This window comes from Desulfosporosinus lacus DSM 15449 (assembly GCF_900129935.1).
Lineage (GTDB): Bacteria > Bacillota > Desulfitobacteriia > Desulfitobacteriales > Desulfitobacteriaceae > Desulfosporosinus > Desulfosporosinus lacus.
Genome location: NZ_FQXJ01000007.1, coordinates 101,875 through 127,982 on the forward strand (window position 1 = coordinate 101,875; position 26,108 = coordinate 127,982).

25 protein-coding genes and 1 riboswitch are annotated in these 26,108 nt (G+C 42.6%); of the genes, 17 read left to right on the plus strand and 8 right to left on the minus strand.

Going from position 1 to position 26,108, the window contains the following annotated elements:
- Positions 1-140: 140 nt before the first annotated feature.
- From purF to BUB11_RS11160, 6 genes are all read left to right on the plus strand, one after another.
- The gene (gene purF, locus BUB11_RS11135; RefSeq protein ID WP_073029831.1) at positions 141-1,559 is read left to right on the plus strand and encodes an amidophosphoribosyltransferase; all 1,419 of its coding nucleotides are present in this window, start codon (positions 141-143) and stop codon (positions 1,557-1,559) included.
- 28 nt (positions 1,560-1,587) lie between these two features.
- Positions 1,588-2,634 carry a phosphoribosylformylglycinamidine cyclo-ligase gene (gene purM / locus BUB11_RS11140; RefSeq protein ID WP_073029832.1) on the plus strand — a complete coding sequence of 349 codons (1,047 nt, stop codon included), beginning with the start codon at positions 1,588-1,590 and terminating at the stop codon, positions 2,632-2,634.
- On the plus strand, positions 2,597-3,214 hold the full coding sequence (gene purN / locus BUB11_RS11145) for a phosphoribosylglycinamide formyltransferase (protein WP_073029833.1): 618 nt from the start codon (positions 2,597-2,599) through the stop codon (positions 3,212-3,214). Before purM ends, purN begins: the two co-directional genes overlap by 38 nt.
- Positions 3,211-4,755 (plus strand): bifunctional phosphoribosylaminoimidazolecarboxamide formyltransferase/IMP cyclohydrolase, encoded by a 1,545-nt coding sequence (purH, locus tag BUB11_RS11150; RefSeq protein ID WP_073029834.1) that lies wholly within the window; start codon positions 3,211-3,213, stop codon positions 4,753-4,755. Before purN ends, purH begins: the two co-directional genes overlap by 4 nt.
- Positions 4,756-4,767: 12 nt before the next feature.
- Positions 4,768-6,063: a phosphoribosylamine--glycine ligase gene (gene purD, locus BUB11_RS11155; protein WP_073029835.1), complete on the plus strand. Its 1,296-nt coding sequence runs from the start codon at positions 4,768-4,770 to the stop codon at positions 6,061-6,063.
- Positions 6,064-6,545: 482 nt separating this feature from the next.
- The gene (locus BUB11_RS11160; protein ID WP_073030018.1) at positions 6,546-7,100 is read left to right on the plus strand and encodes a manganese catalase family protein; all 555 of its coding nucleotides are present in this window, start codon (positions 6,546-6,548) and stop codon (positions 7,098-7,100) included.
- A 58-nt stretch (positions 7,101-7,158) separates the two neighbouring features.
- Here BUB11_RS11160 and BUB11_RS11165 read toward each other — a convergent pair whose 3' ends face one another.
- Entirely contained in the window at positions 7,159-7,479 is a 321-nt protein-coding gene (locus BUB11_RS11165; protein ID WP_073029836.1) for a CC/Se motif family (seleno)protein, read from the minus strand.
- A gap of 81 nt (positions 7,480-7,560) precedes the next feature.
- On the opposite strand from BUB11_RS11165, the gene BUB11_RS11170 reads away from it, so the two are divergent.
- From BUB11_RS11170 to nudC, 4 genes are all read left to right on the plus strand, one after another.
- Positions 7,561-8,757 (plus strand): helix-turn-helix transcriptional regulator, encoded by a 1,197-nt coding sequence (locus tag BUB11_RS11170; RefSeq protein ID WP_073029837.1) that lies wholly within the window; start codon positions 7,561-7,563, stop codon positions 8,755-8,757.
- Entirely contained in the window at positions 8,744-9,706 is a 963-nt protein-coding gene (locus tag BUB11_RS11175; protein WP_073029838.1) for a helix-turn-helix transcriptional regulator, read from the plus strand. Before BUB11_RS11170 ends, BUB11_RS11175 begins: the two co-directional genes overlap by 14 nt.
- A 261-nt stretch (positions 9,707-9,967) precedes the next feature.
- Positions 9,968-10,897 (plus strand): 3'-5' exoribonuclease YhaM family protein, encoded by a 930-nt coding sequence (locus BUB11_RS11180; RefSeq protein WP_073029839.1) that lies wholly within the window; start codon positions 9,968-9,970, stop codon positions 10,895-10,897.
- A gap of 67 nt (positions 10,898-10,964) precedes the next feature.
- Positions 10,965-11,783, plus strand: a complete 819-nt coding sequence (gene nudC / locus BUB11_RS11185; RefSeq protein ID WP_073029840.1) for an NAD(+) diphosphatase — start codon at positions 10,965-10,967, stop codon at positions 11,781-11,783.
- A gap of 11 nt (positions 11,784-11,794) precedes the next feature.
- Here the strand turns inward: nudC and BUB11_RS11190 are convergent, their stop codons facing one another.
- Complete coding sequence (locus BUB11_RS11190; protein WP_073029841.1) at positions 11,795-12,496, minus strand: hypothetical protein; 702 nt, start codon at positions 12,494-12,496, stop codon at positions 11,795-11,797.
- A gap of 272 nt (positions 12,497-12,768) precedes the next feature.
- Between BUB11_RS11190 and BUB11_RS11195 the strand changes: the two genes are divergently transcribed.
- Entirely contained in the window at positions 12,769-13,200 is a 432-nt protein-coding gene (locus BUB11_RS11195) for a metal-dependent transcriptional regulator (protein ID WP_200797905.1), read from the plus strand.
- A gap of 11 nt (positions 13,201-13,211) precedes the next feature.
- Here the strand turns inward: BUB11_RS11195 and BUB11_RS11200 are convergent, their stop codons facing one another.
- Genes BUB11_RS11200 through BUB11_RS11210 form a run of 3 tightly spaced genes read right to left on the minus strand, consistent with a single transcriptional unit; the run spans position 13,212 to position 15,615 of the window.
- Entirely contained in the window at positions 13,212-14,612 is a 1,401-nt protein-coding gene (locus tag BUB11_RS11200) for a nucleoside recognition domain-containing protein (protein ID WP_073029842.1), read from the minus strand.
- Entirely contained in the window at positions 14,600-15,352 is a 753-nt protein-coding gene (locus tag BUB11_RS11205) for a FeoB small GTPase domain-containing protein (RefSeq protein WP_073029843.1), read from the minus strand. Before BUB11_RS11205 ends, BUB11_RS11200 begins: the two co-directional genes overlap by 13 nt.
- A complete protein-coding gene (locus tag BUB11_RS11210) occupies positions 15,349-15,615 on the minus strand; it encodes a FeoA family protein (RefSeq protein ID WP_084110255.1) in 267 nt (88 codons plus the stop codon). Before BUB11_RS11210 ends, BUB11_RS11205 begins: the two co-directional genes overlap by 4 nt.
- Before the next feature lie 299 nt (positions 15,616-15,914).
- Between BUB11_RS11210 and BUB11_RS11215 the strand changes: the two genes are divergently transcribed.
- From BUB11_RS11215 to BUB11_RS11230, 4 genes are all read left to right on the plus strand, one after another.
- Entirely contained in the window at positions 15,915-17,741 is a 1,827-nt protein-coding gene (locus tag BUB11_RS11215) for an ABC transporter ATP-binding protein (protein ID WP_073029844.1), read from the plus strand.
- A 56-nt stretch (positions 17,742-17,797) separates the two neighbouring features.
- Positions 17,798-18,565 carry an acyl-[acyl-carrier-protein] thioesterase gene (locus tag BUB11_RS11220; protein WP_073029845.1) on the plus strand — a complete coding sequence of 256 codons (768 nt, stop codon included), beginning with the start codon at positions 17,798-17,800 and terminating at the stop codon, positions 18,563-18,565.
- Between the two features lie 115 nt (positions 18,566-18,680).
- A complete protein-coding gene (locus tag BUB11_RS11225) occupies positions 18,681-19,145 on the plus strand; it encodes a pyridoxamine 5'-phosphate oxidase family protein (protein WP_073029846.1) in 465 nt (154 codons plus the stop codon).
- Positions 19,146-19,457: 312 nt separating this feature from the next.
- The gene (locus BUB11_RS11230; protein WP_073029847.1) at positions 19,458-21,377 is read left to right on the plus strand and encodes an ATP-binding protein; all 1,920 of its coding nucleotides are present in this window, start codon (positions 19,458-19,460) and stop codon (positions 21,375-21,377) included.
- Between the two features lie 84 nt (positions 21,378-21,461).
- Here BUB11_RS11230 and BUB11_RS11235 read toward each other — a convergent pair whose 3' ends face one another.
- From BUB11_RS11235 to BUB11_RS11245, 3 genes are all read right to left on the minus strand, one after another.
- Positions 21,462-22,313, minus strand: a complete 852-nt coding sequence (locus tag BUB11_RS11235) for a MetQ/NlpA family ABC transporter substrate-binding protein (RefSeq protein ID WP_073029848.1) — start codon at positions 22,311-22,313, stop codon at positions 21,462-21,464.
- Between the two features lie 102 nt (positions 22,314-22,415).
- The gene (locus BUB11_RS11240) at positions 22,416-23,102 is read right to left on the minus strand and encodes a methionine ABC transporter permease (RefSeq protein ID WP_073029849.1); all 687 of its coding nucleotides are present in this window, start codon (positions 23,100-23,102) and stop codon (positions 22,416-22,418) included.
- Positions 23,092-24,117, minus strand: a complete 1,026-nt coding sequence (locus BUB11_RS11245; RefSeq protein WP_073029850.1) for a methionine ABC transporter ATP-binding protein — start codon at positions 24,115-24,117, stop codon at positions 23,092-23,094. Before BUB11_RS11245 ends, BUB11_RS11240 begins: the two co-directional genes overlap by 11 nt.
- Positions 24,118-24,303: 186 nt before the next feature.
- A riboswitch (SAM riboswitch) is annotated at positions 24,304-24,402 on the minus strand.
- 178 nt (positions 24,403-24,580) lie between these two features.
- Between BUB11_RS11245 and BUB11_RS11250 the strand changes: the two genes are divergently transcribed.
- A complete protein-coding gene (locus BUB11_RS11250; RefSeq protein ID WP_073029851.1) occupies positions 24,581-24,913 on the plus strand; it encodes a YerC/YecD family TrpR-related protein in 333 nt (110 codons plus the stop codon).
- Complete coding sequence (gene hisZ / locus BUB11_RS11255) at positions 24,913-26,064, plus strand: ATP phosphoribosyltransferase regulatory subunit (RefSeq protein ID WP_073029852.1); 1,152 nt, start codon at positions 24,913-24,915, stop codon at positions 26,062-26,064. Before BUB11_RS11250 ends, hisZ begins: the two co-directional genes overlap by 1 nt.
- Positions 26,065-26,108 lie beyond the last annotated feature (44 nt).

Sequence of the window (26,108 nt, forward strand, 5' to 3'; positions counted from 1 at the left end):
CATGCTATGGCAAGTAAGCTTAGAAGTGAGAATAGTATTTAATCATCTCTTAAAATGACGCGGTGAAGTACTGATATCTTTATATGATCTAGACGTACTTCGCCGCAAGCGCGGAACTAAGGGGGAGAGAGGGGCCGAAAATGTTCGAATTTGGAGAGGACAAACCGAAAGAGGAATGTGGAGTCTTTGGTATTTATGCTCCCGATCAAGAGGTTGCCCGTCTTACTTATTACGGGCTTTATGCTTTACAGCACCGTGGTCAAGAAAGCGCTGGAATCGCAGTTTCGAATGGCTTGAGCATCAATGTGCATAAAGGAATGGGTTTAGTGTCGGAAGTTTTTTCTGACAGCATAGTAGAAGGCTTGAAAGGGAAAATGGCCATCGGTCATGTGCGATATTCCACGACGGGATCAAGTCTGCTGGCAAATGCTCAGCCTTTAGTGGTACACTATCAAAAAGGTATGATGGCTTTAGCACATAATGGGAATTTGACAAACGCATCCGATCTTCGAGAAGAACTAGGAAAAAACGGTGCGGTTTTCCAAACGACGGTTGACAGTGAAGTGATTATTAACCTTATAACTCGGTATCGCCGAGAATCATTAGAAGACGCGCTAGTTAAGACCATGATGGATCTGCGCGGGGCATATGCCTTGGTTATCTTAGCGGAGGATAAGCTTTTTGGAATCAGGGATCCCCTAGGCGTTCGCCCTTTATGTATTGGGAAGCTAGGGAGTTGGTATTGTCTAGCTTCGGAAAGTTGTGCCCTTGATACTATTGGCGCAGAGTTTGTAAGAGATGTAGAACCTGGTGAAATTGTTGTAATTGATAAAGAAGGACTACACTCACGTCGGGGGTTGAACAAAACTAAGCGGGCGTGCTGTGCTTTTGAATATATCTATTTCGCTCGACCAGACAGTACGATGGATCAGTTAAATATAGCTGAGAGCCGACGGCAGATGGGTATAGAACTGGCCCATGAATGTCCGATTGAAGCAGATCTTGTAATTGCAGTTCCAGATTCCGGAACTGCTTCGGCCTTAGGGTATGCGACGGCATTGGGAATACCGTTTGGAGAAGGACTTATTAAAAATCGTTATGTGGGCAGAACCTTTATTCAACCGACTCAGGCAATGAGAGAAGTTGCAGTTCGTCTTAAACTTAATGCTAATGCGAGCGTTCTGAAAGATAAACGTGTCGTGATGATCGATGATTCTATCGTCCGAGGAACGACTAGTTCTAAGCTTGTGGAAATGGTCAAGAAGGCGGGAGCTAAAGAAGTACATTTTTTAATCAGTTCTCCTCCAGTGGCCTACCCGTGTTTCTATGGAATTGACACTGCAGAACGGGAAAAGCTCATTGCCAATCAATTGGATGTCGATGGAATTCGACAGTATGTTGGGGCAGATTCATTGCACTATATTTCTGAGGAGGGCTTGCTTCGCGCACTGGGGACAGAGGCTGTTTGCCTGGCTTGCTTTAATGGAGCGTATCCTATTCCAGTTTCGAGTTTAAACCGAGGTAAGAGCAATTTTGAATCTCATAATTCTTGTGGGTGAGCTTAATATACGGAAGGAGGAAGCATTGTTGGGATATTCATATCGAGACGCAGGGGTTGATATCCAAGCGGGAAATGAAGTTGTAGAACGTATCAAACCAGCGGTTGCTCGGACTCTTCGACCAGAAGTCCTCGGCGGGCTAGGCGGATTTGGCGGGCTTTTTAAACTAGATTTGGCTAAATATCCAAATCCAGTTCTTGTTTCTGGAACAGATGGAGTAGGAACTAAGCTGCGCCTTGCTTTTCAAATGAATAAGCACGATAGCATCGGACAAGATGCGGTAGCTATGTGTGTTAATGATATCTTGGTACAAGGGGCAGAACCTTTGTATTTTCTCGATTACCTGGCGGTTGGAAAAGTGGAACCGAAACGACTGGCCGAGGTCATTGGCGGGATTGCCGGTGGGTGTGAAATGGCCGGCTGTGCCTTAATCGGGGGAGAAACGGCAGAAATGCCTGGTTTCTATGCAGAAGACGAATATGATATTGCAGGATTTTCAGTGGGAGTGGTGAATGAAGATAAGTTAATCGACGGTTCAAAGATTCAAGCAGGAGATACACTTATCGGTTTACCTTCGTCCGGTCTTCACAGCAATGGGTACTCCTTAGCCCGAAAAATCTTCGAATCCTATTCCTTAGATGAAGAATTCCCAGAGTTAGGGGAATCTCTTGGGGAGGCACTGCTTCGCCCAACCCGCATTTATGTCAAGTCAATTTTGTTGCTTCTTTCTGATGCAGAGATACTTGGCATGGCCCATATTACGGGTGGAGGTTTAACGGATAACGTTCCCAGAATATTGCCCGCAGGTTTGGGGATTCGAATTAATACATCAGCTTGGAAACGACCGCCAATTTTTTCGTTGTTACAACGCCTGGGAGATGTAGCCTGGTCAGAAATGTATCGGACTTTTAATATGGGAATTGGTTATGTCCTGATTGTCCGTTCAGAGGCTGAGGGATTAGTTCGACAAAAACTTGATGAGTTAGGTGAGAAAAGCTTCGTTATTGGAAGTGTCGTTACTGGAGAAGGGGTGGCTTATGAGGACGGCAATACTGGCATCAGGTCGTGGGAGTAATCTTCAAGCTTTGATTACAACCTGCCAAAGCGGCAACCTTCCTATCGAGATAGTGGCTGTTGGATCAGACCTTCCAGGGGCTGGTGCACTAATGCTGGCTGAGGAGGCTGGAATTCCTGCCCGTGTTTTTCCGATCAGTAATTATCAGCATCGTCAAGCCCAAGAGGAAGATATCTTGATCTGGATGCAAAATAATGAGGTGGAGCTGTTACTTTTGGCAGGGTATATGAGGGTTTTGAGTCCTTATTGTATGAGTCAAATACATTTTCCGGTCCTGAATATCCATCCTTCATTACTGCCCGCTTTTCCAGGCCTCCACGCCCAACGTCAAGCACTGGATTATGGAGTCAAAGTAAGTGGGTGTACTGTACACTTTGTTGATGAAGGCTTGGATAGCGGCCCAATTATTTTACAAGAGGCAGTGCCTGTGTTGTCAGAGGATACAGAAGAAAGCTTGTCTCAGAGAATTTTAGCGGTGGAACATCGTCTCTATTCCGATGCCGTTCGCTTGTTAGCTTTAGGGAAAGTAGAGCGGACTGGGCGTAGAGTACATATTTTGCAACAGGAGGAATTGGGATGAAGCGAAGAGCTCTCATAAGCGTTTCCGACAAGAAGGGAATTGTAATTTTTGCGCGTGAACTTGCAGATTTAGGCTTCGAGTTGATTTCAACCGGGGGGACCTACAAAGCACTTGATGAAGCTAATATCCCGGTGAAATATGTGAGTGAGGTCACGGGATTTCCTGAAGTTTTAGATGGTCGAGTCAAGACACTTCACCCTTTAATTCACGGTGGGATTTTGGCGAGGGACAGTGTCAAACATATGGAACAAATGGAACAGAACGGAATTTTTTATATTGACTTAGTAGTGGTTAATCTTTATCCATTTCGAGAGACTATTGCTAAGCCTGGAGTGACCTTTGAAGAGGCCATAGAAAATATAGACGTAGGCGGGCCAACCATGGTTCGCGCTGCAGCTAAGAATCATGGGCGGGTTACCGTGTTGGTCAATCCAGAATCTTATGAAGAAGTTTTAAGCGTTTTGCGTGAAACAGGGAATGTTCCTGCGGGCATGCGCAAGCGACTAGCTGCTGAAGCTTTTGCTCATACCGCTGAATATGACCGACTGATTGCCGGGTATCTAGAGCGGCAGATTGAACCGCCGGATACTTTCCCGGAGACGCTTCGCATAACTGCTCAAAAGGTTCAAGAACTGCGTTATGGCGAAAACCCACAGCAGAAGGCAGCCTTCTATATTAGTTCAGAGGCCGGAGTGGGGACCCTCGCAAACGGCAAACAACTTCAAGGGAAAGAACTCTCGTACAATAATTGGATAGATATGAATGCTGCTTGGAAACTTGTGCGTGAATTTGAATTGTGCGCAGCGACGATCATTAAACACACTAACCCCTGTGGAGTGGCAATAGGCAAGACACCGCTTGAGGCTTATGAAAATGCATTTGCTGCAGATCCGGTTTCCGCTTTTGGCGGCATTATCGCCTTTAATCGTGTCGTAGATACAGCATGTGCTGAAGCCCTTAAAGAACGTTTCTATGAAGTCATTATAGCGCCAGATTTTAGTCCGGAAGCTCGCGAGATTCTAAGTGCTAAAACAAATCTTCGACTCTTTGTGGTTGGCAGAGGGGACGTGGGCAAGGTTATGCCCGGTTGGGTTTCCAGAAGTATTGAAGGTGGATATCTTGTTCAAGAGGTCGATCAGGGGACCACTTCAGTTAGCGAATGGGATGTTGCTTCAGAACAAAAACCTACGGAAGAAGATCTAGTAGCCCTCGATTTTGCGTGGCGTATTGTGAAACATGTCAAGTCAAATGCTATCGTAGTCACAGATCATAAACAGACGCTGGGTGTTGGAGCAGGGCAAATGAATAGAGTTGGGTCAGTCAAGATTGCGCTTGAACAGGCCGGAGATAAAGCTAAAGGGGCTTATCTGGCCTCGGATGCCTTCTTTCCTTTCCCTGATTCGATCGAAGAGGCTGCAAAAGCGGGTATTCGTGCCATCGTTCAGCCAGGGGGGTCTCGCAATGATCCTTCGGTTATCGAAGCCGCTAATCGCTTAAATATAATTATGGTCTTTACACATCGCCGGCATTTTCAGCATTAATGATAAATTCAAATGGTTATAAATGGGAAGCGGGGTCAGACAGTGAAGAAGCATCGTGTGTTAATTATAGGCAACGGCGGACGAGAACATGCTTTAGCTTGGAAGTTGGCGCAAAGCCCTGAACTTGAACGCTTATATGTAGCACCGGGAAATGCCGGGACAGTTATCTGGAATGTCCCAATTTCTGTTCAGGATATTGCCGGGTTAGTGGAATTTGCCGTTAAGGAGAAGATCGATCTAACGGTTGTCGGTCCAGAAGACCCCTTGAGTTTAGGCATTGTAGATGCTTTTCAGGAGGCGGGTCTGAGAATCTTTGGGCCGACTCAGGCTGCAGCTCAGTTGGAGGGAAGCAAGTCGTTTGCCAAAATGATTATGGAAGGCGCTAAGATTCCTACAGCAGAGTGGCAAGTATTTGAAGATCCGGTCCGAGCCAAAAAGTACATTGAAACCATAGGCGCTCCTTGTGTTTTGAAAGCGGATGGCTTAGCGGCGGGTAAAGGTGTTATAGTAGCAATGGATTTGGAGACTGCCCTCCAAGCGGTGGATGAAATAATGGACGGCAACTTTGGTTCAGCAGGTAAAAAATTGCTTATCGAGGAGTTCTTAGAGGGGCAAGAAGTTAGCTTACTGTGTTTTTCGGATGGGGTTACAGCTTTACCTATGGTTCCTGTTCAGGATCACAAGCGGGCCTTAGAGGGTGACCTGGGGCTTAACACTGGAGGTATGGGTACGTATAGCCCTCCTCCAATTTGGACGACTGAACTTGAAGCAATCGTCATGCGCAACCTTGTTTCGCCGACTCTTAAGATAATGCAAGAACGAGGGACTCCCTTTGTAGGAGTACTTTTCTTGGGGTTGATGATAACTAAGCAGGGCCCTAAACTCTTAGAATATAATGTTCGGTTTGGTGATCCAGAAACCCAAGTGGTTATGAAACGACTTAAGTCAGATCTTCTGCCAGTTCTTTGGGCGTGTACAGAAAAAAATCTTTCCGAAGTTCAGTTGGAGTGGAAAAATGAAGTTGCAGTTTGTGTAGTAATGGCTGCTGAGGGCTATCCTTTAGCTTACACAAAGGGGGTACCGATCCGATTGCCATTGGAGAGTGGTCAAGATGCAGTTATCTTTCACGCCGGAACAGGAATTCATGAAGGACAGCTTCTGAGTACTGGAGGACGGGTCTTGGGAATAACTGCTGAAGGACAAACCCTTCAAAAGGCTCGAGAGAAGGCGTATGCTCTGGTAGATGAAATTGATTTCCCGAAATCACATTTTCGACGGGATATTGGCGTGAAAGGGTTAGGAAACTAAAATTTCCATAATAAGGTTTAACATATTCTTCACACAAACTTCATGGCAATGTAACACGGATGATCTATACTTAGATTAGTCAGTAATGATTACCCGTTACTGCAACGGTTAACATATATTCTTCTCATTTTTCTCCCCTTCTTTTCTTTCTTTTTCCCCCTCCTTTGACGGGAGGGGATTTCTTTTCTTTAAATTGACTAATCCCCACTAAACTCTCGCACTCGTTTTATGACATCTTGCCCCATGGCTATAAGAGCAAGAATCCTGCTCACAAATTATGTGGCAGGATTCTTGTTTTTTACACGAGATGGACAAAATGATCCAAGCTCTGACAAATAGGACAATGTAATAACGCTTTCGATCACTTCCTCTGAGCAGTTTATTAATGACAAAAGAGAAGTGTTATTCAGTCGCTTGTGACCACATGGATTCTATCGCCATATAATAAAGGCAGGATTCTTTAAATAGAGGGTGGGATGGAAGTGTTTAATTATCACAAACGTTTGTTTTATCCGATCCACGTTGAACGTGAAGATCCAGTGTTTGCAAAAGTGCTGACAGAACATTATTCAGGAATTGACAGTGAGTTGGCATCAGCCTTACAATACTTTAACCAACGTTCGAATATATCAAATCGACATATTCGAGAACTGCTGGGGATAATCTCTGCAGAAGAATTTGGACATATGGAATTGATTTCAGTAGCGATTAATAAACTGGGAGGACCACCCTTATCTCTGGTTAATACCCAGGGTGCTTTATGGGGAATTACGCAGATTAACCAAAGCCTGGACGTTATTAAAATGCTGCAGATGGATATCCAGACGGAAACTAGAGTGATTCGTCTATATCAGCAACAGCTGGAACTGACAGATGATCTAAATATGAAGAAGATGATTAGGTTTCTAATTACCAGGGGAGAAGTACATAAATACTTATTAAAAAAAGCCCAGAAGTTACTTCGTGAAAACGGTTTGCCAGAGGAATTTAATGAATTGATTTACGACTATAAGATGAGTTTGCAAGTCTTGAAATAATAGTAAATGGATTGGATTAACTTCTAAAAGTAATATTAAAGTCGGCCAAAGGCCGACTTTAATATTTAATAACCCAATCAGAAACCATTAATCGTTCGGACAAGCCCAGCCCTTCAGTATCGATGGTTAATTTCGGCTTCGGGATTAAATCGCGATCATAATACACCGTGATTCCATCAAAAATAAATTCGTGAAAATCCTCAGGCTTCCTTGGGCTTCCTTTTCGCACGGCAGGGGGAGTAGAGAGCGGGATGCAACACTGAGTGACTACAATGCGCTTTATGTAAAGTTTATTTTTTTTAGCCTTCTGAAGGAATTTCATTGCTTTCTGTGTAATGTTAATATTCATGTTCGAACTCATTTTAAGGTTAGGATCCAATCGTGGATTCACCTCCTTAATGTTGCCATATCTATTCTATCATTTCTTTTTTCGGTTGCAAGGGATTGGAGGATTACAAGTTTGGATAAGTTAACACGCCAACGCGAAATCGTCAAAAATGTTGCCACAGAACCATGGGTGCATTCCCTTCAAAGTTTAGCTAAAAAATTCGGAGTAAATCAAATCACTCTGCAAAGAGATTTGGAAGAAATGAAAGATAATGGCTTTGGCTTTAAGAAGGATGGAACAGAAAGACTTTACCTGCATTTGAGTGGTTGGAATGGGGTAGCGCCTGTCAAGGCAGCAACCCTTCGACAAATGGAGATCTTGCGCATGCTCACTGCTACTCCTCAAGGATTAACCATAACCGAAATCTACAAACGCTTTAATCGACGGGATGAAGAAGAAGTTAGCAGTAAAACCCTCGAACGGGCTATAAAAGACTTGGTCAAAAAGAATATCCTCAAACATAAAGGGGAAGAGTATGTAATTTGCTCTGAACAAATGCTCCCTCCTCTCCAGTTAGCAGAACGGGAGAAAACGCTTCTTTTAGAAGCGCTGAATGTTGCGCGTGCTCTGGCGCCTTTTCCAGATGAAATGAAAACCCTTGAAGCCAAACTCAAAGTGTGGATAGGGCAGAACGCTCATTCGAGGGAGACAATATTCGTCCATGGAAGAACTCCTACTCAGGATGTTCATCGCAGTCAGTGTTGTTTTCAACTCGAAGAAGCGGCTCAGAATAAAAACCAAGTTTCCATCCTCTATCGCAAAGAAGAGGAGCCGGCAAGGCAACTTAGGCTAAATCCTCTGGGAATTGTCTATTACTGGGTGCTTGATAATTGGTATCTTATCGCTCAGGATGAGAGGGATAAGAAGATTAAGACATATTTGGTAAACCGTATTTTAGATGTTGCAAGGTTACCCGAATCATTTGCTCCAATAGAAGGATTTGATTTAAAGACTTGGTATCAGTATGCCTGGGGGGTTTACCGAGATCAGAATCCAATCCCCGTAGTAATTAAGTTTCATAATTATTATTCAACCTTAAATCGCGTGCGAGTGGAGTTAGCTAAACGTAAAACTTGCACTCTGGTGGAGGATGGAGAAGGCCTGCTCATGGAAGATCAGGTTGAAGGACTGGACGAATTAGCGGTTTGGTTACGAGGGTTTGGGGCGGGGACAGAGGTTCTCAAGCCTCCGTTGCTTAGAAAAAAAGTTACTGAAGAATTTTCCCGACTCCTGCAAATGTATGGAGGTGACTCACATGGACTCGATTAATCGTATGGGGAAAATCATGGCCTTAATTGAAATTCATCCAGAGGGGTTATCCGGAAGTGACTTAGCTGATGCCTGCGGTGTTCCTTGGGGGACTATGAAACAGGACCTGAAAGTGTTGGTTTCTTCTATTGAAACCTCGTTTCCTTTATATACGGATCATGACGAAGGAAATGATGCCGAAGAGGATTTGTTTCAGCCGGAGGTTAAATGGTTTATGGCTGCAGCAGAAAAACGATATACTCCAGTCCATTTGAACGTCCGGGAGGCAATAGGGGTTTTAGGTACCTTAGATTATTTGCAGGAGGAAAATGCGCTGAAAGAAGGGCTAAGACAAAAGATCTTGTCCGGCTTTGACTTAGGAGAGGAGGAGAATTACCGTTACATTAAAGGAGAACTAACACCATTAGAGCCTATCCAAGGAAAAACGTTTCCCTTGATTGAAAACGCAATTAGGGAGACTCGAAGAGTTAGGATCTTATTTAATGGCAGAGAAGTAACGGCAGACCCCTTGGGAATTGTTTACTACTCACGTCTAAGGTATTGGTATCTGGTTGCTCGGCAGGGCGAGGTGATAAAAACTTATCATTTAAACAATATCCAGGAAGTCAACGAAACCACTGAGTCCTTTGTTTACCCGGACGGGTTTTCTCTAAAGGATTGGTTTGGTCCGCGTTGGGGGATGGAATATGGAGATTTATTGAGGGTTAAAGTGCGCTTTCTCGATCGTTCTCAAACTTTTGCTAAGGTACGCAAAGATGTAGCCCATCGCAACAGTAAATTGACGATATTAGAGGATGGATCAATGCTCTTTCAAGATGAGATCATAGGGGTTAATGAATTTATTACCTGGGTATTAGGGTTTGGATCAGCAGCTGAAATCTTAGAACCAATGGAACTTCGTCAACTTATTCTCAAAAGAATTCGCGAGACGTTGAGTAACTATGTCTGATCAGACTTAGTTTGTAATAGGAAGAATATTTTGCTTATCTTCCATATAGCTTTTTAGGGAAACATTATCAATTCCATTTTTGCTGTCCCCTCCTAATTGTATTTTTTTATTTTCTTATTCCCAAGAACGATCTAAATATGGGAATATAAAAACAAAGCTCGACTCGAGATCTTTAGTAAAACATCTTTTCAGCTGAATGTCTCCCCAGTTTGTTATGATATGATAAAAGATGCTGTGATAAAGAAAGGAAGTATTTAATATATGCTGAGAGACTGTAAAGCTGGGGAACGATTTGAAGGGGTATTGCTGGTTAATGAATGGAAAGAGGTGCCCTTTCGCCAAAAACCAGGGGCATATCTTTCCATGACGTGCCAAGATCGTTCAGGAATGATTCAAGGGAAGATATGGAATTATGATCCACAAGTTCTTGTATGGCTGAAAGATCAGGACATCTTTCGGGTAAAAGGAGTTGCTTCTGAGTACCGTGGTACTATTGAGCTAACAATTGAAGCTATCCAGATAGTTTCAAAAGAGGATGTGGACTTGTCTGATCTCTTACCAAGTTCCCCGGTTACTGCAGACGAGTTGGAAAAAAGGTTAGCTGTTCTTATAGAGAAGATAATCCAACCGGAGCTCAAAATGCTGATGGAGATGATTTTAGGGCATCCGGAATGGGGAAATGCTTACCGCAAAGCTCCGGCAGCCATGAAAATTCATCAAGCGTATCTCCGTGGACTTTGGGAGCACAGTGTTAGAGTGGCTGAGCTTGCAGAAGGAATTGCCAAGCATTACGCCGGAATAAATCGTGATTTAGTTGTGGCCGGAGCGCTTTTGCATGATATCGGCAAGATTGGTGAGTATTCCTACGATCGGGGAGTTAAATTTACAACAGAAGGACGGTTGCTGGGGCATATTATCATAGGGATCGAACTCTTAACTGAGGAAATTGCTAAAATCCCAAGTTTTTCACGGGATCAGCGTTCTAAGTTGTTGCATATTATTACAAGCCACCACGGGAAATATGAATGGCAATCACCAAAGCGTCCAAAATTGATGGAAGCTTTAGTGATTCACTATGCAGATGCCATGGATGCAGAACTCTATCAGTTTGAGCAAGCGAAAGAGAACCACCCCCAAGATGAATGGTCCCCATATATTCCAAGTATGGAACGGTTCATTTATCTAAAGTAGGGGGAGGATAAATAATTAAATGGACTAAACTGACTCATACTTCAAGCGATGAAAAGAGGATGCCCGAATGTTTTTTGAACCAGGATTCAACTACCAAGAGGAAAAAAATGAAAAGGTATATTGGTTGTTGTTCAAAGGGAATAAGTTTCTTGTCATAGAAAATAACGGACAATTTGCTTTGCCTGACATTAATCCGGATCAGTTAAATATAAGACCGATGAGGAGACAATATGTTGGTCAATTGGACGGACGTCCATGTTACGTTGCTGAACTTTCTCCAAATACTGTTGCACCCGAAGGCATGTCATTTTGTAATTTAAGGCGCTTACTCGATCACATCCCAGAAGATTTGTTTGTTTTGGTGGGTAAAGCTTATCAAATTATGCATTGGGATCGTTCCCATCAGTATTGCAGTCAATGCGGAGCACAGACAGAAAACAAAATGGATGAAAGGGCCAAACGTTGTCCCTCCTGTGGATTTGTCAATTATCCACGGATTTCCCCGGCGATCATTGTAGCCATTACTCGGGGAAATGAAATATTGTTGGCAAAGGGGAGTCGTTTTCAAGCTGGTTTTTATAGTGTTTTAGCTGGTTTTGTTGAGCCGGGAGAAACATTTGAAGAGTGCGTGCAAAGGGAAGTAGCAGAGGAGGTGGGCATAAAAGTTAAAAACATTAAATATTTCGGCAGCCAGCCATGGCCTTTCCCAGATTCCCTAATGGTAGGGTTTACAGCTGATTACAACAGTGGGGATTTAAATATTGACAAAAAAGAAATCTTAGATGCACGATGGTTTACTGCCGATCAGCTTCCGCTGATTCCGAGCAGTGGAAGTATAGCCCGGCAATTAATAGATTGGTTTAGCCAAGCTAAGGATAGCAAGTAAAAAGAGCGCAGTTATGCTTCTGTAGTTTTCATTATTTTATTATCCCAAAAACGATTGGCGATTAGGCGAACACAAAAAGGATGGTTTCCCCAAATGTCAGGGTTATCGAGTGACAGCATAAGGGCATAGGCCTGACGGCAAGTAGATATCAGGGGATAATTCTTAGTAATATGAGCCAATACAGATAGAATAGCTTCACGCCTTTCAGGGTGGAATAGATTCTGAATATAACGGCGGCTGTGGGGAGTTAACCGAAAACGAGCTAAATCAGAAGAGAGGGGCTTAATCTCGTTCGCTGAAAATGATACGACCTCTAATTCTGGAAGATCAGCCAAAATATCAGAAGACTTTAAGAAATTAATTAGGTTTTCTTGAATTTCTGTGGCGGGAAAGGAAATAATTCCGGGCGTTGAGGCTAAAATTCGTATGCGTAAGAGGTTAGCTTGGATAATTTTCTGGTTTTTTATAAAACTTAGGGATTGCTGAGACATGTACTGGATAAGTCCGGCTAGTACCTCGTTTCCTTCTAAGGCTTGCTGTTCCCAAGAAGGTAACAGGCGAAGGATGTCGTCGGAAAGGGGTGGACTGGCCTGTTCAAAGAGTTGGTATTCAATAATCGTACTTAAGGATTCTTGAGTTGGGTTTTTGAGTAAAATGCGTCGTAATCCTGGGTGGACAGCTACTGATATGGTCTTTTTATCCTTTTTATACATCGAAGGTGCCTCCTCCGCGGCTTATTATCCTTAATTCTGTCTGTGTTGTAGTGTATGTTTTTTATAGGGTTCTATCCAAATAATTTAGGTTGCCCCAACAAATAAACAGAAAAATCCGATAATTATGCTTTGGGGAAGAAAGCTTTTTGTAGGTCACACCTTCTGGCAGTATAGTAAAGTCCGATTAGTAAACTGGGTACTTCTTTGGGAGTTGGAAAGTTCTGAGACAATATCGCATAAGTATTTAAAAAGACCTTTGAAAAGGAGTAGCGATGGGTATTCTCACCCCCAGTTTAGAGGACTATCTAGAAGAGCTATACCGTTTTTCTCTATCTGCAGATACTGTTCGGGTCACTGACCTCAGTATAAAACTGGGGGTTTCTTTGCCATCGGTAACGAAAGCGTTGCGCAAATTGAAAAATGGCCAATATATTTATTATCAACGTTATGGGGAGATTACCCTTTCAGAAAAAGGAAAAAAACTTGGCGATTTCTTAGTGAAACGCAATCAATTGTTACAGGAATTCCTGGTGCTCATTAATACTGACTGCGATATTGCAGCAGAAGCCGAGGCGATGGAACATTATCTTTCAGAAGCTACCATCCGCTCTATCCAAGCAATTGTCACATTTCTAAATCAAAACCCAGAATGGCATAAGGTTTTACTGGAATACATAGTGTCTTCCAGTAAAACCAATCTATAGAATCTATTGATTTAAACTAAGCCGAAGAATTGAACTACTTGAGTAAAAATGAAGCAAGCAGTAAATCCGATAAGTGTCGGAATCAGAAAAGATAGAAAAACCCATTTTTTACTGCCTGTTTCCTTGTAGGTTGTCAGGAGGGTGGTAGCACAAGGCCAATGCAACAAGGAAAAGAGCATGACATTTATCGCGGTTAGCCAGGTCCATCCGTTGCTTACTAAAACGTTTCGCAACTCCTCTAAACTGGAGTAATCCTGTAGAGAGCCAGTGGAGAGATAACTCATTATGAGAATTGGTAAGACGATTTCGTTTGCTGGCAAACCCAGAATAAAAGCCATTAGGATAAATCCATCCAGTCCAATTAACTGTCCAAAGGGATTAAGTATATGCGCTACTGCGGATAGAATGTTTTGGTCCCCGATATAGACGTTGGCTAGAATCCAGATCACGGCTCCAGCAGGAGCGGCTACAATGATTGAACGTCTTAATACAAACAGGGTGCGATCAAGCATGGACCGATAGATCACTGCGCCAATCTTAGGTCGGCGGTATGACGGCAATTCCAAGACCAATGAAGAGGGTTCTCCCTTCAAAATTGTCATAGACAATATCCAGGAGACGGACAATGTAACAGCGACTCCCAACAGGATTATTGTGGAAATAACCAACGCATTGATTAACCCTGAATAGGATGCAATTGCACCGCCAATAAAAATGGAGGTAATCGCTATCAATGTTGGAAATCTGCCATTGCAAGGGACAAAATTGTTGGTTAGAATCGCGATTAAGCGTTCACGAGGAGAGTCGATGATTCTACATGAGGTAACTCCGGCGGCATTGCATCCGAACCCCATACACATTGTCAGACTCTGTTTACCACAAGCCTTTGCCCTTTTGAAAATATGATCGAGATTAAAAGCAATGCGCGGCAGATAACCGGAGTCTTCTAAGAGAGTAAATAAGGGGAAAAAGATAGCCATAGGAGGCAGCATTACAGCGATAACCCAAGCCAGAGTACGGTAAACTCCCAGAACGAGAACTCCATGTACCCAATTCGGTGCCCCTGCCCATTGAAACCAAAGAGTAAGCTGATCCTGAAATGCAAAGAGGACGGTGGCAAGGAGTTCAGAAGGGAAATTCGCCCCTTCTATTGTTAGCCAAAAGACGCCAACCAATAAGAGAATCATGAGCGGATAGCCAAACCACTTTGAAGTTACAAGGTTATCGATAGTTAGATCAAAGCTAATTCGTTGGCTTTCTTTTTTTGAGAGAACGTGCTTCGTAATTTGCTCAGCATTTCCATAAATATCTGCAACGATCTGATCGCTGAATGACTTTAGATAGGAATTACGAACACATTCAGCTTGACCATAAACTTCACTTAGAACTCTAGAAGGGCTCATTGCGCACATTTAGATTCCTCCCAATCCTGAAATTGAAATGAAGCTTGGTCGATATCTAAATAATTGCTTAGACTTCTTAGAAAACTTTGGTCTCCGTCCAAAAGCCTTAGAGCTATCCAACGGGGGGACAACGTATTGTTTGCTATGTTTTCTACTAAGGGCAGCAATTCTTTGAGAGCATTTTCAACATCTGAGGAATATTTAATTTGACGAGGACTTGGTTGCAAAGATCCTGAAGCAACCTGGAATATTTTCTTGCGAAGTTCAAAAAGTCCCTTTCCTTGACGGGCGGCGGTTGCCACTACTGGAACACCCAACTCACGTTCTAATGAGGGCACATCAATTACGAGATCTTTCTTAGTAGCCTCATCCATCAGATTCAGACAGACAATGACTTTGGATGTTATCTCAAAGACTTGAAGAGCTAAATTAAGATTTCTTTCCAGGCAAGTTGCGTCTAAGACTACCACTGTAACGTCTGGGTTTGCAAAACAGAGATAATCCCGGGCTATTTGTTCCTCAACTGTATGAGCTAATAATGAATAAGTACCAGGCAAATCAACTATTAAAAACGATTTTTTCTGATGCTCATAGATTCCCTGGGCATTATCTACCGTCTTACCGGGCCAATTACCAGTATGCTGATGGAGCCCGGTCAGCGCGTTGAAAATTGTACTCTTTCCAACGTTTGGATTACCTGCTAAGGCAACGGTGAATTGGTTGTTCTTTTTTTCTGCAGACAGAATCATACACATTCCTCTCCATTCGATAACTTTCTCACAAAAATTTGGGCAGCATCTTCGCTGCGCAAAGCAATGAGTGTTCCCCTCACCATATAAGCGGTTGGATCACCAGAAGGTCCACGTCGAATACAGCGTATTAACGTTCCAGGAACGATTCCTAAGTCAAGAATACGGCGCCGTAAGAGTCCGCTCAACTCTAAGGAAACTATCTGACAGTCCGAACCCAGAGACAAGTCTGATAATGAATTGATTCGTTCTGCATCCCTCACACTATGTACCCCCTTTTCGTTGCCAAGCTAATCTACTTTCTGATCCATAGGTTAGCCGAGGCTAACTTTTAGTTAAAGTTCATTTTGAATAGATTATGTTGAGGAGTTTCTTTTGTTCCCACGGAGGCTTATACTTATTTGGTTCTTTTAAAATTAGGGACATGAAGCTAAGTTTGGGCTAGGATGATGAAGCAGGCGGGGACAGTGTGTTTGTGACTGTTGTTCCTTTCTAATGGGAACAACTATGCTATAATTGTAAAGGGAGTTAGCTCGTCAAAGCTTAGGAGTTGGTGGATACTATGAAACAGGGAATCGGCAGATTGAGATTTGCAAAAGAAGAAATGCCCCAGGTTACCAGAAAGATGCTTTCAAGAATAATGAGCTATTTCTTGCCTTATTGGAAGAAAATGCTTCTCGTAATTAGCATAATAATAATTATCTCAATACTGGGGCTTGTACCACCGATGCTAATTAGGAATATCATTGACAATGCTTTACCACAAAAGGATTTGATGCTCTTAAGTGTGTTGATTTTTGTTTCTATAGGGGTAACAGTGATCTTAGGATTGTTGCAAGTAGCCCAGTCTTACCTCAGCATTTGGATTTCTAAACATATAATTCTAAATATGAAAAATCAAATGTACGCTCATTTACAGAACATGTCCCTAAATTTCTATACCGATGCCAAGCCAGGCGAGATTATTACTAGAATAACGAGCGACATTGATGGAATTCAGGATATATTTAACACAACCATAGTCAATGCCTTAACCAGCTTTGTTGTGCTTATTTCAACTGCGGCAGTTTTAATAATGATGAACTGGAAATTAGCATTTGTTGGCATGATCATACTGCCTGCCTTTATCATCCCTACGAGAAAAGTAGGGAAGCTTAGATGGAAAATAGCCACAAAGAGTCAGGAGAAAATTAGTGACCTTAACCAGATTATTCAGGAAGCCTTTAGTGTTAGCGGAGCGCTGCTCACTAAGATTTTTACCAAGGAAAAAGATGAATTAGCAAGATTTGAAAAGACTAATAAAGAAGTTATAACCTTGCAACTTAGGGAATCGGTTGTAGGGCGCTGGTTCAGAATGACAATAACCACTTTTATAGCAATTGGGCCGATGCTTATTTACTTTTATGGCGGCTATTTATTTATAAAAGGTGAAATTTCCATTGGAAGCATAATTGCTTTCGTAGCTCTTTTGGGGAGGTTGTATTTACCAGTTTCGCAACTCTCTAATATTCACATAGATGTCACCAGATCCTTAGCCTTATTTCAGAGAATCTTTGAATATTTAGATCAGAAACAAGAGATAAAAGATAAACCTGGTGCTGCGAAATTTGAAGTAATTAAAGGGAAGGTAGACTTTGAAAAGGTATATTTTTCATATAACAGCAAGGTCAAAGTGTTAGAAAATATAAGTTTTTCCATAAATCCAGGCACGATGGTTGCCTTAGTTGGCTCCAGTGGTGTGGGGAAAACCACCATTACAAACTTGATTCCAAGATTATATGAGGTGAACAGAGGCAGTATTAAGATTGACGACCGGGATATCAGAGATGTTACCCTGGAATCGCTTAGGAACCAGATTGGGATCGTTATACAAGAACCGTATCTTTTTAATGATACTATTGAAGAAAATCTGAGGTATGGGAAAAAAGATGCTACAGAGCAAGAGATGATTGAGGCTTGCCAAGCCGCCTATATTCATGATTTTATTATGACTCTGCCAGATCACTATAAAACAATTGTTGGAAATAGAGGTATCAAGTTATCCGGTGGAGAAAAGCAAAGAGTGTCTATTGCCAGAGTTATTTTGAGAGACCCAAGAATTATTATTCTAGATGAAGCTACATCTTCTTTAGATTCCGTGTCGGAAATGTATATTCAAAAGGCGATGGTACCCTTGTTGCGAGATAGAACAAGTTTTGTTATTGCCCATAGACTGTCAACAGTCTTAGCGGCTGATCAAATTTTTGTTATCGAGAATGGAACTATTGCTGAAAGTGGAAATCATGAGGAATTACTTAGGAAGAAAGGTCTTTATCGACAAATCTTCGACACACAATTCAAAGGAGGAAATTTCTTGGGAGGGAGTTCATCTCCATCCGAAGTTAGTTGATCGAACCAAGGGCTTAGGGGCTAAAGCTTTTATGATTAACGAAGGTGGATCAGAGAATGGAAAATAGAAAGTATAGAATGGAATTCGAAGTGCATTATCATGAAGTGAACCCGTATGAGAAGGCAACTCCCCTGACCATACTTCATTGCTTAGAAGATGCTGCAATTTCCCATTCTGAGGCAGTGGGACAAGGAGTTAAGAGGTTAAGATTCAAAAAACAAGCTTGGATCCTAAATAAGTGGCAGCTTGAGATGGAACGCTATCCTGTATTGGGTGAAAAGGTAACGATAGAAACCTGGTCTGCTGGGTTTGAACGTTTTTATGGAACGAGAGATTTCTTGATTATAGACAGGGACCAGAAGATTATCGGCAGAGCCACGTCTTTGTGGATCTTTTATAATACAGAAAGCAAGCGTCCCTCCAGAATCCCCCCGGATTTTGAAGATGCTTATGGAGTTAACTCGCTGCGAGCGATTGAAGAGTCTTTGGAGAAACCTACGATAGGGGAAGGTGAACAGGAAGAAGGGAATGAACAGATATTTGCGGTTAGACGCAGTGATATTGATACTAACGGACATGTCAATAATGTTAATTATCTTCAATGGATGCTAGAAGTGGTTCCTGAGGATATTTACCAGAATAATCATCTGACTGCCCTGGAAATCACCTATAAGAAGGCAACTACGTATGGAACCAGTATTTGCTCAAAATGCTATGCTGCTAATCCAAGGGCCAACAACTCAGCGTATAGGCATGTTGTACTCGGGAACGATGACCGTCAAGAACTTGCAATAGCTAAAACTGTTTGGGAGCCTCTAAAGTGAACTCATTCAGCTAAAGCTGAACATCGAGACTATCGTCACCGAAGTAGAATAAGGAACACCCACTTGAATAAGTGGGAGTCTCGGAATTGATAAAGAATATGAAAAGAGGCAAAACATGCGTAGAAGTGATAAGGAAATAACTGATCAGGATTTAATGGATGAGATCCTAAAGAAGGCTCAGGTGTGCCGATTAGCGGTATCCTTTAAGGATATGCCTTATATTGTTCCGATGAACTTTGGTTACGCAGATAGGGTATTGTATTTTCATTCTGCGCATGAGGGGCTAAAAGTTATGATTCTACGCGAAAATCCTCAGGCATGCTTTGAAGTTGAGATCAATACAGAACTAGTGCCGAGCGAGCAGGGGTGTGAATGGACAATGCGGTATCAGAGTGTTGTTGGTTTCGGAGAAGTTGAATTCATCGATGACATAGCGGCTAAGCGAGAAGGAATGAAAATAATCATGCAACAATATTCAAATGAGCAACCTTTCCCTGTTGATGCTGTGTTAGCAGGAGTTACTCTTTTTAAGTTGAAGGTAAATACTATGACTGGTAAACAATCGGGCGCAATCACGTAGTATGTAAATTTATCTAATGATAAGACTCCCGCTTTGATCAAGTGGGAGTTCGTTTTTTCTGCTTTGAGGGGTGCAAGTCCTTCCGCGCGAGTGTGCGTTTTAGTGTGTATAAAGGCTCGATTTTTGGCTTTCGCTGAACAATTACTTATTTAAAGGGAGTAAACAGTTATTATTTTTAAAGTGCTTGCATAAGAAGGAATAGAGGAGATATTTGTCGAAGAGAAACTTATTGACATCACTATATAATGATATGGATATCTTAGTCAGTTCCATGGACATGACCGCAATCTAATAAGAAAAGTGGTATGAATAATGTCAACTGAAGAGATCATGGAATTAAAACAAAAAGTTGCTTTACTGGAAGCAACTTTAGCGGATGTTCGAGAAGAAAACGGAATTTGGGAACGGATTTTCCTTGAAGTTAGTTGGGGAATGGTCGTTGCTGATGCCAGTAATGGAAAATTGCTAAAGGTCAATCCTCACTATGCTGAAATGCACGGGTACAGCATCTCAGAATTAATAGGTAAATCCATGTATGATCTACTTTGTGCGCCAGGACATCAAAAAGACCTTTTGGCTGAAGTTGGTCCAAGGGTATATGATGATCGTTATGAATATCACTCCGTGCATATGAAGAAAGATGGAAGCTGTTTTCCTGTTCGAATTAATAATCATGAAATTACTGTAAATTCTCGGTGTTTCAGGATTACCTTTACTTGGGACATTACTGATAGTGAACTTAAACAAAAGGAACTAAGTCAATACCAGGAACGTTTAGAGGAATTAGTCAAATTTCGTACGGATGAACTAGAGAAAACAAATGAACAACTTCGAAGCGAAATCATCCAAAAAGAAACTGCAGAAAATGAATTAGCAAAAGCAAATCAAGAGATGATCAATATTTTAGAAAGTATTGGAGACTGCTTTAAGGCGGTAAATCGTGAATGGGTCATAACCTACGCCAATCAGGCTATGGTTAAAGCGCGCGAAGCTAATGGAATAAATGGAGATATTGTAGGAACTGATTATTGGGAAACTCATAAGGTATCGAATAAAACGATTAATGACGCTTGTCTTAAGGTTATGAATGACGGGATTCCAACTCGATTTGAGACCTATGCTCTAACAATGGGGCAATGGGTTGAGGTCAGTATTTACCCAACTCCAAGCGGAATCTCGATTTTTCTCCGTAACATTGAGGAAAGACGGATGATTGAAAAGGCCGTAGAAGAAGAGCATCACCGTTTGTATTCGTTATTTAACAGCTTTCCTGGATTAATATATCTTCAAGAAGAAAATCACAAAATACGCTTTGCCAACAATAGCTTTCAATCAAAATTTGGTTCAGGCTTAGACCAACCCTGCTTTGAAGTTATTGCAGGCTTGCCGTTTCCATGTCCTGATTGTATGTCCTCGATGGTGCTTAGAAACGATACGGCTGTATGGAAAGAAATGGTTTTTGATAATCGCATTTATGAGATATATTCTCAACCCTTCATTGATGCAGATGGTTCCAGGCTGGTTTTCAAAGTGCTTATTGATATAACCGACAGAAGAAGTGCTGATCGTGAATTAGCGCGTCTAGAGCGACTTAATATGGTGGGAGAAATGGCGGCGGGTATTGCTCACGAGGTTAGGAATCCGCTGACGACGGTTCGCGGTTTTCTTCAGTTGCTCCAATCTAAGAAAGAGACGCTAGAATATCACGATTTTTTCCAATTAATGACAGACGAGCTGGATCGGGCGAATTTAATCCTTACCGATTTCTTGAGTTTAGCCAAAGATAAGTCGATCGGCTTTGAGTTAATCAATATATCCAAGATAGTAACAACTCTGTCCCCACTCTTAACAGCTGATGCAATCAATCAAGACAAAACAATCATTCTTCAGCTTGAAGAGGTTCCCGACTCTCATGGAAATGGAAACGAGCTTCGACAGTTGATTCTGAACTTAGCAAGAAATGGATTGGAGGCAATGCGAGCAGGCATGACTCTAACCATTCGAACTCATATTTTTGAAGATTATATTATTCTTAAAGTTTGCGACCAAGGTGGAGGGGTTGATCCTGAAATACTCGATCGATTAGGGACTCCATTCTTAACAACAAAAGAACGAGGGACTGGATTAGGGCTTGCAATATGTCAAAGTATAGCTGTTCGACATAATGCTAAAATTAGTTTCGAGTCGGGGAATACCGGAACAACGGTTACAGTTAAGTTTCCAGTCGAGTAAATTATTGGCTAGATCAAGAATGGATATGAGTAAAGCCACCCCATCTTAAAAAGTGGGGTGGCTTTACTCATGAAATAAGTTTTTTTAGAATGCAGGAACAATGGACCCTTTATATTTGTCTTCGATGAACTTCTTGACGTCAGGGGAGGTTAAAGCTTTGGCGAGCTTTTGCAGAGCAGGATCGTCTTTTTTACTTTCTTTGACAACAAGAATATTTGCGTAAGGTGACTCTTTGTCTTCCATAATGATAGAATCATTGAGCGGGTTGAGTCCACCTTCTAAAGCGTAATTTGTATTGATCACTGCAGCAACAACTTTAGGATCTTGGAGTACTCTGGGAAGCTGAGGAGCATCGAGCGGGGTGATTTTGAGTTGTTTGGGGTTATCTTGGATGTCATTAACCGTTCCCTTAATTCCAATTCCATCTTTTAGTTGGATGAGACCGGCTTTGGCTAGCAGTGCCAGGGCTCGACCGGCATTAGAGGGATCATTAGGAATGGCTATAGTACCCCCGTTTTTGAGGTCATCGAGTTTGGTGATTTTCTTAGAGTAGATTCCCATTGGCTCAATGTGCACGTTAGCAATTGAAACATTCTTTAAGGAATGGTCTTGGTTAAAGGAATCCAGGTAAGGGGTGTGTTGGAAGAAGTTGGCATCAATATCTCCAGTATCCAAGTCTAAGTTGGGGCGGACATAATCAGTGTAGTTAACGATTTGGAGGTCAACGCCTTCTTTGAGCAGAGCTGGTTTAATGTACTCTAGGATTTCGGCATGGGGAATTGGGGTTGCGCCAACTTTCAGTACGGTGTTTGAGGGTGTGTTGGATCCGGCTTTCGGTGCATCGGCCTTACTGCCACAGCCTGAGAGTACGAGGGAAAGAGTGACTAAAACAGCGAGTGATAAAGCAAGGTAACGGTGATTTTTAAGTTTAAACATGATTTCTTCCTCCTATTTGTTGAGTTTGGTTTGAACATTGAATAATAGGGTTTGCTTTGTGCTTCGTAGCAGATGAAGCGCCGGTGAGGTAACAGCCTTGGTTTAATGAGTAAGTTTGCGTGCCAGTGCAGTTCCCAGAGATTGTATGATTTGAACGATCACGACTAGAATGACGACGGTGACGATCATAATATCGGTTCGGAAACGACTGTAGCCATATTGAATGGCTAAGTCTCCTAACCCACCCCCGCCAACGGTACCAGCCATTGCAGTGTAGCCGATGACACTAATCGTCGTGATGGCGACGCCTAGGATAAGTGAAGCCTTCGCTTCAGGCAGAAGAACTTTTTGAATAATTTGTTTGGGGGATGCCCCCATGGATAAAGCTGCTTCGATCACGCCGTAGGGCACTTCTTTTAGGGAACTTTCCACGACTCGGGCCACAAACGGAGCAGCGGAGATAACAAGTGGGACAATTGCAGCTGTTGTGCCGATGGACGTGCCAACAACTGATTTAGTGAATGGGATTAAGGCTACTAAAAGAATGATGAATGGAGCGGAACGTAAGATGTTGACAAGGGTTCCTAAAGTTCGTTCTACCCACGGGTTGGGCATAATGTGTCCGGGAGAGGTGACAACCAAAATAATGCCTAAAGGGAGTCCTAACAGGTAAGCGAATACCGTAGAGGCGGCGACCATATAGAGGGTTTCGCCGGTTGCCGGGATAATAAGTCGGAGTAAATCAGCCCAAAAAGTGACTTGAAAAAGCAGGGATGAATCAAAGGGCATGTTGAATCACCTCCACTTTTAATTCCCGAGATGCTAAATAGCGGTGAGCCTCTTTAAGCTGTGCGGGGTTTCCCAGTAGTTCCAGGGTTAAAGTGCCAAAGAGCGTAGATCTCAAATGATCGATACTCCCATAGAGGATGTTTGCCCGAACGTCGCAAGTGCGTAATAAATCGGTAATAATCGGATCTGAAGCTCGTGAGCCAAGAAATTGAATGCGAACAATTTCTGAGTCCCGATGTGTTGAAAGCTCCTTTAACAGGTCGGCAGGAAGTTCGTTCGGAAAAACGGTTGAGATAAACTGGCGAGCGATATCTGATTGCGGTTTTATGAAAACAGACTCGACAGGGCCATTTTCCACAATACGGGCTTCATGAATAACTGCAACATCCGTGCAGATTTCTTTGACCACTTTCATTTCATGGGTAATCATTACTATTGTTAAACCGAGTTTTTGGTTAATATCGCGAAGCAGGTTTAAGATTGAAAGAGTGGTTTGTGGATCTAACGCTGAGGTGGCTTCGTCACACAGAAGGACTTGAGGCTTTGTGGCGAGCGCTCGCGCAATGCCAACTCGCTGTTTTTGGCCCCCGCTTAATTGAGCAGGGTAAGCAGATGACTTGTCTTCCAGACCGACGAGATGGAGTAACTCTTTTACCCTTATCGAGATTTCTTTCTTTGGTACTCCGGCAATTTCTAAAGGAAAGGCAATGTTTTCTGCAACGGTCCGCGATTGAAGGAGATAAAAGTGTTGAAAGATCATTCCGATATTCTGACGCGCTTGACGAAGTTCTCGGTTAGAAAGCTTGGTTAAGTCTTGTCCGGCAACGACGACTTGACCGCTCGTAGGTTTCTCAAGAAGGTTTAAGCAACGCACCAGCGTGCTTTTGCCTGCACCGCTTAATCCAATAATACCGTAGATGGCTCCCTGCAATATGTTCAAGGATACATTATCAATGGCTATGATGGTCCCTTGGCGGGAGGAGTACTTTTTGACTAATTGATTAATCTGAATCAAAGGCTTACCTCCTTTATTTGAATTTCTGGAAGGTCCCTTCTCGCCATCATGGCCCCTTGCCATCCATGGCGGCGCTCTAATCTCGAACGTCCTGTTCGAGTCTTGGCTACAGGGACACTTGGCCGTCCTTGGCCAGCGCACAACAAAACTCCGCGAAGAAAACCCGCGGAGTACCATTCGGTTTTCCTCTTATCTCCCAGATTTCTCTGCAGGAGTTAGCACCGTGCATAAATGCCGGTTGCCGGGCTTCATCGGGCCAGTCCCTCCACCTACTCTGAATAAGAGTCTTATATGAAGTTTTCTTGTGTCAAGTGTACTAATGAATGTTTATATTTTAGCATAGGGGGAGAGACATTTGCAAGAGGTAATCTTGATCTTAAAATATAAAAAGCTTGACAACAGCACAGCGCTTTAATAAATTAAAGGGAGACAGTGATTTTGTTCTATTTGAGGAGGAAAATGCATGTCAAGTGATGAGCGTTTACAGAATCCCTTAACGGATGCCCTAGTTGAAGCTGTTTTGTTGCTTGAAAACAAAGAAGAGTGTTATCGGTTCTTTGAAGATATTGCGACAGTTGCAGAAATTAAGGCTTTGGCTCAACGTCTGGAAGTTGCTAAAATGTTACAAAGGAATGAAACCTATACGGCGATTACTGAAGTGACGGGAGTTAGTACTGCGACGATCAGCCGGGTAAAACGCTGTTTGAATTTCGGAGCAGATGGATACCAACTCATCTTGAGGCGTCTGAAAGAACAGAACGCACAGAAAATAGACACCAATGAAGGAGAATCATGATGCTGAGAACAAATTTAGGGCTGCGTATACCAAAGGGCATGCGAGATCTTTTACCTGAGGAGATCGCCGTGCAAGAGGGTTTAGAAGAAAAAATTCTTACACTTTTTCGACAGTGGTCTTACCAAAAGGTACTGACTCCCACTCTGGAATATTCTGCTTGCGTTCAACCAGATGTTGAACAAGAGGATTCATTATACAAATTTTTTGACCGCGAAGGGCGTATATTAACGTTACGTCCAGAACTGACGATACCTATTGCTCGCCTTGTCAGCACACGTATGCGCGGTGGGGAATTTCCACTGCGCTTGTGTTATGGTGCAGATGTCTATCGAAACACTACCGTTAGACACAGAGAGTTCCGCCAAGTCGGTGTAGAGCTTGTAGGGTCTGATCAAGAACTTGCCGATGCAGAAGTAATTGCCCTAGCAGTAGAAGCTATTGCTGGTTTAGGCTTGGATAATTATCAGTTTAACCTGGGGCATATGGGGATCTTTTCAGGGCTCATGCTGGAAGCAGGGGTCGATGAAGGGATACAGACTCAGCTGGAAGAAGCGTTAGCCCGCAAAGATATGGTGGGTGTAGAAAGCTGTGTCATACAAAGTGGCCTGCCAGGGCGAGTTCAGGAGCTGTTACTTCGGTTGCCCCATTTTCATGGAGGAGAGGAAATTCTCGATGAAGTCCTCGCTTGGAGTGAGCGGCCAGCGATTCGGGAAGCCGTCGAAAGCCTCAGAAGAATTTATCAGTATTTAAATTATTTCGGAGTTCAAGCAAATGTATCCTTAGATTTAGGTATACTTCGTGGCTTTTCATATTATACTGGGGCGGTGTTTGAAGGGTATGTTCCGGGAATGGGTTTTCCAGTCGTTGAAGGCGGACGTTATGATGCTTTATATGGTGACTTTGGGATTCCGCAACCAGCAACTGGGTTCGCTATCCACCTGGGTAATTTATTAGAACAATTCCCACTTTCGGCAGTCAAGGGATCAGATGTGTTGGTATATGGTTCTGATGCAAAGCAGATCATTAGTCAGTGCCAAGCTTTAAGATCCCAAGGGAAAAGAGTCGAGATGGCTCTGGGAGTATTAGGAGAAGACGAAGCTCAGAAAATAATGCTTCAAAAGAATATAAAGCAAATTTTATATGTTGAATAAGGAAAGCTAGACGGGGATGTTTCCCTTGTCCAAATCTTTGTGCA